At 63.5% G+C, this 13,401-nt stretch carries 13 protein-coding genes; all 13 read right to left on the reverse strand.

Annotated elements, in window-relative coordinates; all coding sequences use genetic code 11:
- Nucleotides 1-76 precede the first annotated feature (76 nt).
- Nucleotides 77-733 carry a DivIVA domain-containing protein gene (locus Y708_RS0104515; RefSeq protein WP_028279006.1) on the reverse strand — a complete coding sequence of 219 codons (657 nt, stop codon included), beginning with the start codon at nt 731-733 and terminating at the stop codon, nt 77-79.
- Between the two features lie 142 nt (nt 734-875).
- Nucleotides 876-1,169 (reverse strand): YggT family protein, encoded by a 294-nt coding sequence (locus tag Y708_RS0104520; protein ID WP_028279007.1) that lies wholly within the window; start codon nt 1,167-1,169, stop codon nt 876-878.
- Between the two features lie 58 nt (nt 1,170-1,227).
- A complete protein-coding gene (gene sepF / locus Y708_RS0104525) occupies nt 1,228-1,743 on the reverse strand; it encodes a cell division protein SepF (RefSeq protein ID WP_028279008.1) in 516 nt (171 codons plus the stop codon).
- An 88-nt stretch (nt 1,744-1,831) separates the two neighbouring features.
- The gene (locus Y708_RS0104530) at nt 1,832-2,575 is read right to left on the reverse strand and encodes a YggS family pyridoxal phosphate-dependent enzyme (RefSeq protein WP_081746478.1); all 744 of its coding nucleotides are present in this window, start codon (nt 2,573-2,575) and stop codon (nt 1,832-1,834) included.
- Complete coding sequence (locus Y708_RS0104535) at nt 2,572-3,375, reverse strand: purine nucleoside phosphorylase YfiH/LACC1 family protein (protein WP_028279010.1); 804 nt, start codon at nt 3,373-3,375, stop codon at nt 2,572-2,574. The genes Y708_RS0104530 and Y708_RS0104535 overlap by 4 nt, the downstream gene beginning before the upstream one ends.
- A 10-nt stretch (nt 3,376-3,385) precedes the next feature.
- Nucleotides 3,386-4,594: a cell division protein FtsZ gene (gene ftsZ, locus Y708_RS0104540; protein WP_028279011.1), complete on the reverse strand. Its 1,209-nt coding sequence runs from the start codon at nt 4,592-4,594 to the stop codon at nt 3,386-3,388.
- Nucleotides 4,595-4,781: 187 nt separating this feature from the next.
- Complete coding sequence (locus tag Y708_RS22845; protein WP_051478602.1) at nt 4,782-5,621, reverse strand: cell division protein FtsQ/DivIB; 840 nt, start codon at nt 5,619-5,621, stop codon at nt 4,782-4,784.
- Nucleotides 5,618-7,042: a UDP-N-acetylmuramate--L-alanine ligase gene (gene murC / locus Y708_RS0104550; RefSeq protein ID WP_028279012.1), complete on the reverse strand. Its 1,425-nt coding sequence runs from the start codon at nt 7,040-7,042 to the stop codon at nt 5,618-5,620. The genes Y708_RS22845 and murC overlap by 4 nt, the downstream gene beginning before the upstream one ends.
- Nucleotides 7,039-8,145, reverse strand: coding sequence for an undecaprenyldiphospho-muramoylpentapeptide beta-N-acetylglucosaminyltransferase (gene murG, locus Y708_RS0104555; RefSeq protein ID WP_028279013.1), 1,107 nt, complete (start codon nt 8,143-8,145; stop codon nt 7,039-7,041). The genes murC and murG overlap by 4 nt, the downstream gene beginning before the upstream one ends.
- Nucleotides 8,146-8,151: 6 nt before the next feature.
- Nucleotides 8,152-9,522, reverse strand: coding sequence for a putative lipid II flippase FtsW (gene ftsW, locus Y708_RS0104560; RefSeq protein ID WP_028279014.1), 1,371 nt, complete (start codon nt 9,520-9,522; stop codon nt 8,152-8,154).
- Nucleotides 9,523-9,524: 2 nt separating this feature from the next.
- A complete protein-coding gene (murD, locus tag Y708_RS0104565; protein WP_028279015.1) occupies nt 9,525-11,084 on the reverse strand; it encodes a UDP-N-acetylmuramoyl-L-alanine--D-glutamate ligase in 1,560 nt (519 codons plus the stop codon).
- A complete protein-coding gene (mraY, locus tag Y708_RS0104570; RefSeq protein WP_028279016.1) occupies nt 11,081-12,184 on the reverse strand; it encodes a phospho-N-acetylmuramoyl-pentapeptide-transferase in 1,104 nt (367 codons plus the stop codon). Before mraY ends, murD begins: the two co-directional genes overlap by 4 nt.
- A partial coding sequence (gene murF / locus Y708_RS22850; RefSeq protein WP_253905685.1) for a UDP-N-acetylmuramoyl-tripeptide--D-alanyl-D-alanine ligase occupies nt 12,181-13,401 on the reverse strand: 1,221 nt, incomplete at its 5' end. The genes mraY and murF, both read right to left, overlap by 4 nt.

Here is a 13,401-nt window from a genome sequence, read left to right on the forward strand (position 1 = left end):
ATTACCCGACGGCCGGCCTCTAAGGTCAACCAGGGCACTGCCGCCTGGGCGGTGCCACTAATCTGAGTGCTCAGTCTTACGAATCAGCGGTCTCGGAGGCAACCGACCCGCGGGAATCAAGATCCCGCAGCTGGCCCTCGATGTAGGCCTTCAGACGCGAACGGTAGTCGCGCTCAAATCCACGGAGCTGCTCAACCTTGCGCTCCAGCACAGCCTTCTGCTGCTCCAGCGCACCGAGGGTCTTGCGGCTCTTCTCCTGCGCATCGTTGACCATGCTGCTGGCCTCGATCTGGGCTTCAGCGATGATCTTGTCGCGTTGCTCCACACCGGCGTTGACATACTCGTCATGCAGCCTCTGCGCCATGGCAAGCACTCCGGCAGCGGACTCTGCTCCACCGCCTGCAGGCGGTGCAGCCGCGACAGGTGCAGCAGCGGGCGCAGGACGCTCCTCCGCCTTGGGAGCCTCAACCTTGGGCTCTTCGGGCTTCTTTTCCTCCCGCACCTCTTCGGTGTGGGTGCTTGCAGCAACGGGCGCTGGCACAGCGGCGGTCTGGGAGGTGCTGGACGATGCCTCCGCGAGCTGGCGCTGCAGATCGTCATTTTCCTGGTTGAGCCGGCGAAGCTCCACGACAATCTCGTCGAGGAAGTCGTCTACCTCATCCTGGTCGTAGCCTTCACGAAACTTAGTGGGCTGAAACCGCTTGTTGACAACATCTTCTGGCGTCAGGGCCATCTGGTCACCTCATAGTGGATAAAAGTCATAAACTGCCTTGAAAGCAGACCTGACTACGGTACCGAATTGTGGACATGAAACTCTAAGTTCACACCAATATGTGAATCAGCGTATATCTTTTAGATCTCGAAAACGAACCGGCCTACGCCATGGCGAGGCTACCCGCAATAGTCTTCAGAATGGAAACCGCGAGGAAGACCACCAGGAAGGCGAGATCGAGCGATACTCCGCCGAGCCGCAACGGTGGAATCAGCCGCCGGAACAGTCGGATGGGTGGGTCGGTGACGGAGTAAACCCCTGATGCAAGCACCAGTGCCAGCCGTTTTGGCCGCCAACCCCGTGCAAACATCTGCACCGCGTCGTACACGATACGGATGATGAGTGCGAGCTGAAACAGCATCAACACTAGATAGACAAGAGCGAAAACCAGACTCACGCGTTAGTCACAGTCCTAAGAACACGTTTGGAAGTTATACCTGTAACAGTAAACCGCGCTAGCTCTGATTGAAGAAACTGGCCTGCGCCTCGCTGGTCTTCTGATCCTCGCCAAGCACCTCAATATAGGACGGAGACAGCAGGAAAACCTTGTTGGTCACACGCTCAATGTTGCCATGAAGGCCAAAGACAAGCCCCGCCGAGAAGTCCACCAGCCGCTTGGCGTCTGACTCCCCCATGTCGGTCACGTTCATAATCACCGGAATGCCGTCCCTGAAGCTCTCACCAATGATCTTGGCATCGTTATAGGAACGTGGGTGCACCGTGGTGATCTGGCGGAGTGCAGCCGAGTCTTCGCGTGCCGATTGAGCCCGCTTGATGGGAGTGACCGGTGCCCGGTACTCCTCCCGCGGTGCCTTCATGGCAGGCGCTGATTCGATATGGCGCTCGTCACGGTCGTAATCCACGGAGTAGTCCTCGTTCCTGCCGGTTGTGCTCTTCTGCTCGGGCTCATAGTGCTCGTCACCATCGGCGAGCCCAAGATAGATCATTGTCTTGCGCAGTGCGCCAGCCATGGTAGCTCCTGTCGTTCCCTGAAGTATTGCCGGTTTGTCCCAGATGGTCCAGGACTGCCCTGGATTACCCGCGGTTACAGCTCAGACGCTACCGCAACGGGGGTCTTGCACCCAGTACATCGGACCCGATGCGCAGGTGTGTCGCCCCGGCTGCAACCGCTGCTTCCAGGTCAGCACTCATTCCCGCTGAAATCCCCGTTGCCTCGGGAAACTGATGGACAAGATCAGCGGAGATCCGTGCTAGTTCGGAAAACGCGTGGGCCGGGTCAGCGCCGAGGGGTGCCACGGCCATGACACCGGCCGGCCGCAGTCCGGCAGCGGCTTCGATCCTGGCAGCCAGTCCGGCGGTTTCCTCCGGCTTTGCCCCTCCCCTCCCCCGGTCGGTGTCCCCGTCGGCAAGGTCCACCTGGATGAAACACTCAAGCTCCGCCCGCAGCGGCATCCCGCGCGATGCACGGTCCTGGGCCTCGGCAGCCATCGCTTTTTCGAGCGCTGCCACCAATGACGGTCGATCGACAGAATGCACGGCGTGCGCGTACCGGACCACCGAGCGTGCCTTGTTGCTTTGAAGCTGGCCGACAAAATGCCATCTCAGATCGAGTGCGGCAGCCTGTTCGGCCTTGGGTGCGGCTTCCTGATCGCGGTTCTCCCCAACATCCCGAACGCCCTGCGACGCGAGAATCTGTACGTCCTGCAGCGGGAAGAACTTGGTGACGACTATCAGGCGGGGTGTTTCAGCCCTGCCCGAGGCCGTGACCGCAGACTCGATGCGGCCCCGCACGGCAGCCAGGTTGTCAGTAAGTTCCCGCGTGCGCTCCGCACCACCGCTCATGAGCGCCATACCAGACCGGCGAAACGTCCAGCGGGCCGACCCTGCGTGGACCCCCGGTGGGAGTAGAGGTCACCGTTTTCAAGCGTGCACGACGACGACGGCGCAACTACGGGATGCACGGACACCCCCTCCTGTTCCAGTTGCTCCTTCACCGCCGCGGGCAAGTTGAGCCCTGGCGTATCCCAACGCGTCACCGCCCACGCTTTGGGCACCAGCCCGGCGACGTCGTCGCGCATTTCCGCAGGCACTTCGTAACAGTTTCCGCAGATGGAGGGGCCAATCCAGGCCGAGATGGACCGTGCTCCAGCGGAGCTCATCATCGCAACAGTATTCTTCACGATGCCGTTACGCACGCCCAGTCGTCCCGCGTGGATCACGCCGATCATGACGGTGCCGGTGTCCCCGGCCGTAGCGGCAATAACAACAGGTACACAGTCCGCGACCAGGACGGCGAGCGGTCGGCTGCCGCCCGCACTCACCATGGCGTCTGCGTCCGGGGCACCAGAAGCGTCTAGGGCTCCAGAAGCGTCGGGGGCACCAGGGACCGCGTGCTCCACCGCAGGAGCCTGGCCCTCCACCGCCGGAGGCTCCCGGAGTCCGGCCAGCGCGGCCACGGTGGAATGGTTTTGGTTCATGAATGCGAGTGAGCCGCCGGGAACTCCCATGGCCCGCTCAAGCCGTGCACGGTGGCTGGGAACCTGTGCGTGGTTGTCGCCGGCGTGCAACGCAAGATTCCCGGCGTGCAGGTCGGTGAATGCCGCCCACACGCCGGGAGAAACCTCGGACCGCCAGTAGAACAAGTAGGTACCGTTACTTCAGGAAGTCCGGCACGTCCAGGTCGTCCGAGCGATGGTGCGCATATTCCGGCTCCACCACGGCGGGAAGGTCAACATCAAAGCCGGCATCCGCCGGAACATCATGCCTGGACCCGTTGCCGTTGGAGCGCTGCTGGGACCAGGCTCCAAGTCCGGCACCTGCCCCCACCGTCTGCGCAGGATAGCCGGCCTGATCGTTGCCCACAGCCGGAGCCGTAGTGGGTTTCGCCGCAGGCGTGGCCGGCTGGGAGGTCGCGTCCACCTGGTCAAACCCGGCCGCGATGACCGTTACCCGTGCCTCATCGCCCAACGCATCGTCGATGACGGCACCAAAGATGATGTTTGCCTCGGGGTGGGCCACTTCCTGCACCAGCCGCGCGGCCTCGTTGATCTCGAAGAGGCCAAGGTCCGAACCGCCCTGGATGGAGAGCAGCACTCCGTGGGCGCCGTCGATGGACGCTTCAAGCAGCGGCGATGCGATAGCCAGTTCGGCGGCTTTCACGGCACGGTCCTCGCCGCGGGCCGAACCGATACCCATCAGGGCTGATCCCGCACCCTGCATCACAGACTTCACGTCCGCGAAGTCGAGGTTGATCAGACCCGGTGTGGTGATGAGGTCGGTAATGCCCTGCACACCGGACAGCAGCACCTGATCGGCGGAGCGGAACGCATCGAGCATCGAGACATTGCGGTCGCTGATGGACAGCAGCCTGTCATTCGGGATGACAATGAGGGTATCCACCTCGTCCCGCAGGGTATCTATGCCGGTCTCCGCCTGGTTAGAGCGGCGCCGCCCCTCAAAGGTGAACGGCCTGGTGACCACACCAATGGTCAGCGCACCCAACGATCGGGCGATGCGGGCCACCACTGGAGCGCCGCCAGTGCCGGTGCCGCCGCCTTCACCTGCCGTCACGAATACCATGTCCGCGCCGCGCAGCACTTCCTCGATCTCCTCGGTGTGATCTTCGGCTGCCCGGCGGCCAACCTCGGGGTCGGCGCCCGCACCGAGTCCCCGTGTCAGTTCGCGGCCAACGTCAAGCTTGACGTCGGCGTCACTCATCAGGAGGGCCTGCGCGTCGGTGTTGATGGCGATAAACTCCACGCCGCGCAGGCCAACCTCAATCATTCGGTTGACGGCGTTCACGCCACCGCCGCCGATGCCTACGACCTTGATAACGGCCAAGTAATTCTGCGGTGCTGCCACGTCCTGTGTCCCTTGTTCGAATCTTTGCGCTGTATGGGTTCTTATACGGCTGGAGCCTGATCCAACCTTCACTTCCAAACATTAACTTTCAACTTGAAAGTTAATGTTATGTCAAGTAACTTCTATTGAGACGCTAGGTGCACGGCCACCCAGTTGCAACGACCACTCCAGCGTGTCGGACGATTCTTTACCGCGTCACCGGACGCGTGGGAGTGCTGACGTCGTAGACCTTGACGGGAGGGTCCGACGCCGGCGCTGCCAGCAGCGCTTTGAGCACCACCGACTTGGCCTCGTTATCCTCAGCGCTCCCCCAGAAAATTGTCTTGCCGTCCGTGAGGGACAGCTCAACGGAATCGATTGAGTCAGCTGAGGCTTTGACGAGCCTGGAGAGCATGTCCTCGGGCAGCGCGGCGAGCACCCGGGCAATGGATGAGAACACCGCGCTGTCGACGGCGCCCTCACCGCCGTCGATCAACGGCAGGGCAACTGAGGTACGGTCCTCGACCGAGGCCAACTGCCGCCCCGAGGAATCGATCAACACAAACCCGCCTCCGCTGGCCAAAATAGCCACCGGAACCCGTTCCTGGATGTTCACCGAAAGGGTTGACGGCGGCGCAGCCGCTGCTGCGACGCTCTCCACGGGCGCAAAATCCCCCAGCAGCGCACGGACGTCGTCGTCACCGATATGTGCCAGCGAGACGCCCATCAGGGGCTCCAGCGCCTCCTCCACCTCCTCGGTGGACACCAGGCTGTTTCCCTGAACGTCAAGGGTCCTCACGGCAAGCGCCGGGGAAAAGACCAGGTACGCGATCAGCCCCGCAACCAGCAGAACGACGCCGATGCCTCCCCACAGCCACCAGCGTCGGCGCCGGCGCGCCACTGGTTCCGGAAACGCGATGACAGTTGCCGGCCCTCCCGGTTCCCGGTCGATTGCACCGGGGGCGTCTTTCTGTGCGCTGATAACGTCCGGGCCACCGGTTCCGTGCCCGCGGGTGTTTGACGGGCGCCGGGGCTTCCGCCCACTCACCGGTTCTGCCCCGTGGAATCAGAATGGGGGGTACGCTGCCCCAGGACCTCGACCAGCTCCGGTCCCAGACGGGTTACGTCCCCTGCTCCGACTGTCAGCACAATGTCCCCCGGAGCGGCGCGTTCAGAAATGTCCCGCATCGCCTTCTGGGGATCCGGCGCATAGCCGCCGGCAACGGCTAACCGATCAGTGATCAGCCGGCTGGTGATGCCTTCCACCGGGTCCTCCCGCGCAGCATAGATGTCCAGCACCTCAACTGAGTCAGCCAGCGACAGCGCGTCGGCAAATTCAGCCGCAAATTCGCGGGTGCGGGAGAAGAGATGCGGCTGGAAAATGACGTGCACCGAGTGGCCACCGGCCACCGTGCGCGCCGCTGTGAGGGCGGCCGCAACTTCGGTGGGATGGTGCGCATAGTCATCGAACACCCGGACCCCGGCGCTCTCACCCTTCGCTTCGAAGCGCCGGGCCGTACCTGAAAATGAGGCAAGTCCAGCTGCCGCCGCAGCCGGGTCTATCCCCAGCTCCAGGCCAACTGAGAAGGCCGCCGCCGCATTCAGGATGTTGTACCGGCCCGGAACGCCGAGCTGCAATTCCTGGCTGCTGTCAAGGCCGTCCAGGGTGAAGCTCAGAAGACTGTTCGAGGTGCTGCCCAGCGACCGGGTGCCGCTGATCATCACATCGGCACCGGAGGAGTATCCATAGGTTCTTATCCGTTTGCCCGCCCCGGTGCGCCGCACGAGGGCGGCCGCGCCGTCGTCGTCGAGGCATGCCACCAGGGTGCCGTCCTCAGGCGGCAGGAGCGCAGTGAACCTGTCGAAAGCCTCGAATACCGCGGCCGCTGATCCATAGTGGTCCAGATGGTCCGCCTCCACGTTTGTGACCACCGCGATCCTGGGCGAATAGTTAAGGAACGAGCCATCGGACTCGTCAGCTTCAGCCACGAAAACGCGGCCATCGGCCCACTCGGCGTTGACCCCCAGCGCCGCCACGTCTCCACCGATCGCAAAGGACGGAGCAGCACCGGCGGCCTGAAGCATCACCGTGACCATCGCCGTCGTGGTTGTCTTGCCATGGGTGCCGGCGACCGCGATGACATCCTTGCCGCCCATTGCGTGCGCGAGAGCTTCGGAGCGGTGGAGAATCCTCAGGCCGCGGGCCCGAGCATCAATCAACTCGGGGTTTGACGGCCGGATCGCGGTGGAGACAACAACCGTGGTGGCTGTGCCCAGGTTCTTGGCCGCGTGGCCCACATGAACCTCGGCTCCGAGTGCCGCCAGAGCGCGCAGGCCCTTTGAGTCCGCCGCGTCGGATCCGGAGACCGGGACGCCCTGCCCCAGCATGACGCGTGCCACCGCCGACATACCGGCGCCGCCCAGGCCGATGAAGTGCACTTTACCCAGGGAATCTATTGACAAGGTCATGCGCCCTTCCGTGCCGCTTTCAAGACCAGCTGTGCCATCCGGATGTCTGCGTCCCGCACACCCAGTGCCGCGGATGCCTGCGACATCCGGTTCAGTTCGCCGCGGTCCAACAACAACGGAAAGACCTCGCGGACCAGCCAGTCAGCGGACAGCTGCGCGTCGTCGACAAGTAGCGCGCCACGGGCCGCGACCAGAGACTGCGCATTGCGGCGCTGTTCGCCGTTCCCGTGCGGCAGCGGGACGAATACCGCGGGAAGGCCCACAGCGCTCACCTCGCAGACCGTCGCCGCTCCGGCCCGCGCCAGCAGCAGATCCGCCGCGGCATACACGGTCTCCATGCCGTCCACGTACTCAACCTGACGGTAGCCCTGCGCACTCACGGGGCTTCCGCCGTCGTCCAGGATCTGTTTTCCTTTGCCCGTGATGTGCAAGAGCTGCACCCCGGACGTGTCCAGTGAAGGAACCGCCCCCGCAACCGCGCGGTTGATGCTGGCGGCTCCCGATGATCCGCCGGTGACTATGAGCGTGGGAACCGCGGAGTCCAATTCCAGCGTGGCACGGGCGGCCTCCCGCGCGCGGTCCCGGTCCAGCCCGGAAATTTCACTTCGCATGGGCATCCCCACCCATTGCTCGCGCGGCAGGCCGGTGCCCTTGAAAGCCACGGCAACTGTGTGGGCGATCCTCGCTCCCAGCCGGTTGGCCAGACCGGGCTGCGCGTTGGCCTCGTGGATGACCACCGGAATCCGGCGGAGCCACGCGGCCAGGTAGATGGGCGTGGAGACATAACCGCCCACCCCGACAACGACGTCGGCGCCCACCGAATCGACAATGCGGACAGACTGGCGCACTGCACGGATCAGGCGCACCGGCAGCTTGAGCAGGTCGACAGAGGGCCGCCGTGGCATGGGAACACGGTCGATGGTTTCAAGACGGTATCCGGCGGCGGGAACCAGCCGGGTTTCCATCCCCGACGCGGTCCCGACGGCGGTGATCTGCGTGGTCGGATCGGCCGCGCTCAGCGCGCGCGCGATGGCAAGGAGGGGGCTGACGTGTCCGGCTGTTCCGCCACCGGCGAGCACTACGGACGGGGAATTACTGCTCATGAACGCTCAGGCTTCACTCTCGGTCGGTGTGCCCGCGGTTACGGGCGCAGGTGGCATCCGCCGCGCGAAGGCCAACAACACACCGACGGCGGCCAGTGTGAAGGTGAGGGCGGAACCGCCATAGGAGATGAATGGGAGAGGAACACCAATGACGGGCAGCACGCCGGTGACCATACCAATGTTCACGAATGCCTGACCAATCAGCCAGACCAGGATGGAGCCCATCAGGATGCGAACAAAAGGATCGGTGTACCTGCGCGCAACCCTCAGCGTCGCCACGGCCAGGATGCCGAACAGCGCCACCACCACCAGAGTGCCGATCAGCCCGAATTCCTCGCCGATGATCGCGAAGATGAAGTCATTGTGCGCTTCCGGAATCCAGTTCCATTTTTGCCGGCTTTGCCCGATTCCGACTCCCCACCAGCCCCCGGAGGCGAGGGCGAAGAGCCCGGCGTCGGATTGCAGACAGGGATCCAGTGCGCTGTCACAGTTGATCCTGAGCCACGCCTGGATGCGCGTACTCCGGGTGCTGTTCAGGAGGATCATCGCGAAGGCGCCCGCAATTCCCAGGACACCCGCGATCGTGAACATTTTCATGGGCGCGCCGGCGAAAAAGAGGGCCGCGGCCATGATCATCATCAAGATGATGGCGGTTCCCAGGTCCCCTCCGAGCAGCACCAGCCCAATCGGCAAGCCCCCAAGAGGCAATGCGGGGATCATGGCGTGTTTCCAGTCACGGATCAACCCGCGCTTGCGCTCAAGCACTGTCGCAAACCAAAGGGCCAGGGCCAGCTTGGCGGGCTCCGAGGGCTGCATGCTGAAGCCGCCGACTTCGATCCAGTTCTTGTTGCCATTGATACTGTCTCCGATGAGCAGCACCAGGACAAGAAGGACGACGGCGACGCCGAGACCGGGCCAGGCCAACACCTTGTACATGCGCGGCCCAAACCGTGACAACACCAGCATCAGAGCCACGCCGGCGGCAGCCCACATGCTCTGCTTGGTGAAGTAATCGAAGAGGACGGCGCCTTCCGCGACAGGCTCCACCGACGCGGCGGCGCTGGCGATGGACTCGACGGATGATGCCGACAACACCATCATCAGACCGATTGCTGTGAGGGCAAGGGTGGCCCCGAGAATCATGTAATAGCTGGATCCGCTGGTCTGTTTGTCGGACCCCTCAAGGAAGCGCCACATGCGGCCGAAGCGGGCGCGCGGCCCGGTGGTCCGCCGTGCGGGTCCGGGAGCAGCGGAGTCCTTGTGGGTTCTCTGGGGCGCCGCGGCGGCCTTGCGCTGTGACGCTGGCCTGGACGCCGCCGGGGAGTGCGGTCTCAAAGCCGGTTTCCGGCGTGGGTTCCGGGTGGGCGTGCTGACCATCACTACTCCTTTGCGGTCGATCCCTGCCCCTCCACAATCACACGGACGGCTTCGATAAAAGCGTCCCCGCGGTGAGCGTAGGAAGGAAACTGGTCCATTGACGCAGCCGCCGGGGCCATGAGCACGGTATCGCCGTCACCGGCCAACCGCAGCGACTCCGAAACCGCCGCTTCCATGACACGCGCACCAATGGAGGCGGCACCGGAACCAGCGGAGCGCTGTTCTTCTCCAGTGTCCCCCGCTGCAACTTCGATCAACGGAACATCCGGTGCGTGTCGGCGGACTGCGGCGGCAAGGGTGGAACTGTCGCGGCCGATCAGCACCACCGCCTTGAACCTCGCCGCGTTGTCACGCACCAGGGAGGTGTAATCAACGCCCTTCGACAGGCCGCCCGCAATCCAGATCACTGAATGGAAAGCGGAAAGCGCTGCGGCGGCGGCATGCGGATTGGTGGCCTTGGAGTCATTGATCCACAGCACCCCATCCCGTGCGGCGACCAGTTCGATGCGGTGGCCAGAGGACTTATGGTTCCTGATTCCATCGCGGATTGCCGCTGCTGGGACACCCGCCGCGCGCGCCAGTGCGGCCGCGGCCAGCGCGTTGGCAACCAGGTGTTGAGGGGCTACATCGCCCAGGTCCTGAACCGCGGCCAGTTCGGCCGCGGAATCCTTGCGCTGCTCGATGAATGCGCGGTCGACCAGCAGGTTGTCCACCACGCCCATCATGCTCACAGCCGGCGAAGAGGTGGTGAAGCCGATGGCCCGGCACCCCTCCTGGACGTCCGCGTTCTCCACCATTTTCTCTGTTGCGGGGTCTTCGACGTTATAGACGCAGGCAATCCGGGTATTTTCGTAGATCTTTGCCTTGTCACTCCGGTAGGCGTCAAATCCCCCATGCCAATCCACATGGTCCTCGGCAAGGTTCAGGCACACACTGGCAAGCGGCGCGATGGAATGCGTCCAGTGCAGCTGAAAACTCGAAAGCTCCACCGCTATGACGTCATAGCCCAGCGGCTCCCGGATCACATCCAGCAGCGGTGTGCCCACGTTGCCTGCGGCGACCGCCCGGAGGCCGCCGGCCCGAAGCATGGATTCTGTCAGTGAGACGGTGGTGGTCTTTCCGTTGGTTCCGGTAACGGCAAGCCATTCAGCGGTGGGCCGGCCCTCGCGGACACGCACCCGCCACGCCAGTTCAATGTCACCCCAGATGGGAATGTCTGCCTCCGCAGCAGCGGCAAGGAGCGGCTGAGTGGGACGCCATCCCGGGGAGGTAACCACCAGGTCGGGCACGGCGCCGTCGACCAGGGGCAGGGAGGATGCCTCCGTGCCACCGAGCAGGACAGCCACGGCGCCAACAATTTTCAGTGTGTCCGCTTTGGCACGGTTTTCCTCGGTATCGACGCTGTCCACCACAACCACGCGGGCACCGAGTTCTATGAGCGTATCCGCTGCCGAGAAGCCGGAGAGCCCTATGCCCGCTACAACCACGCGCAGGCCGCTCCACTCGGAATCCCATGAGGTCAACCCATCCAGCCGGCCGGATCCGCCGGAGGACTCAGTCATAGAAGAACTACCCATTCCGCGTAGAAAATTCCCAGGGCAACGGCAACAAACAGTCCGGCGAGGATCCAGAACCGGACCACCACCGTGACCTCCTGCCACCCTTTCAGTTCGAAGTGATGCTGCAGCGGTGCCATCTTGAAAACGCGTTTACCACCGGAGAGTTTGAAGAAGCCCACCTGGATGATGACGGAGAGCGTGATCATGACAAACAGGCCGGCCATGATCACCAGGAGCAGCTGGGTACGGGACAGGATCGCGAAGCCCGCGATGGCGCCGCCGATGGCGAGGGAACCGGTATCACCCATGAAGATCCTCGCCGGGGAGGTGTTCCACCACAGGAAGCCCACCAGGGCGCCGCACATGGCACCCGCGATCAATGCCAGGTCCAGCGGGTCGCGCACCTGGTAACAGATGCTGGCTGGCACGTCGGGAGACGCGCAGCTCTGGTTGAACTGCCAGATGCCCATCAGCATGTAGGCACCGAATACCAACACTGAGGCTCCGGTGGCAAGACCGTCCAGGCCGTCAGCAAGGTTCACGCCGTTGGTGGCCGCGGTGATGATCAGGTTGGACCAAAGGACAAAAAGGATGGCACCGACCAGCGAGCCGGCAAACGCCAGGTCAAATGAGGTGTCACGGATGAAGGAGACAGCCGTTGATGCCGGAGTCCGTCCGTCCTCGTTGGGGAAGTTCAATGCCAGGATGGCAAAGACGATGCCCACCAGTGTCTGTCCAATGATCTTGGCGGGTGCGCTAAGGCCCAGGCTGCGCTGCTTGGAGATCTTGATGTAGTCATCGAAGAAGCCAACAATGCCCATGCCCACAGTGACCATCAACAGGAGCAGCCCGGAGGCTGTGGGACCGTCGGAGACGCCAGCCCATCCCATCACCAGGTGTGTGGCGAAGTAGGCGAGAACCACTGATCCCACAATGACGGCGCCGCCCATGGTGGGCGTGCCGCGCTTGGTGTGGTGCGCCGTCGGTCCGTCATCCCGGATGAACTGGCCGTAGCTCTTGTTCACGAGAAGCCGGATGAACAGTGGGGTACCAACCAGCGCGAGAACCAGTGCGGAGGCTGAACCAATCAATAGCGCTATCAAGGCTTAGTGCCCCCTTGGAGGTTCGTCCGGCCGCTTGCGGAGGAATCAGTCAGTGGATCCGCATGATCGTCGGGCACCGCCGTCGAATCGTTTGAGGCCAATGCTATCCGATCGCCCAAAAATCTCAGTCCGGCAGCGTTTGAGGACTTGAGGAGGACAAGGTCGCCGGGGAGGAGTTCTGCCCGGAGGATCGCCTCTGCCGCGGCTGCGTCCTCCACAAAGACCGCTTCATCACCCCAGGACCCCTCCAGAACCGCACCGCTGTGCATGGCGCGGGCCCCGTTTCCCACGACGATCAGCTTGGAGATGTTGAACCTGACGGCAACTCTGCCCAGCGCGTCGTGCTCGGAGATTGAGTCCTCGCCCAACTCCAGCATCTCCCCCAGTACGGCCCAGGTGCGCCGTCCGCGGCCAAGTTCCGCCAGAGTTCCCAGCGCAGCCCTCATGGACTCCGGATTGGCGTTGTAGGCGTCATTGATGATGGTGACGCCGTCCGCGCGTTCAGTGCGTTCCATCCGCCAGCGGCTGACCATTTGCGCGGAGGAGAGGGCTCGGGCGATACGCTCCCCCGGAATACCCAGTGTGTGGGCGATGGAAGCGGCCGCCAGGAGATTGGTTACCTGGTGACGTCCCAGCAATCGCGAACGGACATCGAAGGATCCACCGCCCGGCAGGACCAGTTGGAACTCCGGGTGCCCGTCGCGACCGATTTCGCAGCGCTCAGCCCGGACCACAGCACCGCTGGACGTTGCAAAGGAGTCATCAGCGGTGAAGTAGATTTTCTGCGCCAGGACGCCGGATTCCATGGCCAGCACCCGGGGATCGTCCGCATTGAGAATGGCGCATCCTTCCGGGCCGATCGAGGACGGAAGCTCGGCCTTTGCCTGCGCGATCCGTTCCACCCCGCCAAACTCACCCGCATGTGCCGTCCCCACGCCCAGAACAACGCCTACATCGGGCTTCACCATGGAGGCCAGGTACTCGATGTGGCCAATCCCCGTAGCGCCCATCTCGATAATCAGGTAGCGGGTCCCGTATTCGGCGGTGAAAACGGTAAGCGGCACGCCCACCTCTCCGTTGTAGGAGCCGATCGGCGCCACAGTAGGGCCCTCGGCTGCCAGCAGTTGGGCGAGGAGATCCTTGGTGGTTGTCTTCCCCGAGGAACCAGTGATGCCGATCACGGTGAGCTGGGAGTCAGCGCGGAGCCTGCGAACCGC

Source organism: Arthrobacter sp. H5, assembly GCF_000520595.1.
Classification (GTDB): Bacteria; Actinomycetota; Actinomycetes; order Actinomycetales; family Micrococcaceae; genus Arthrobacter_D.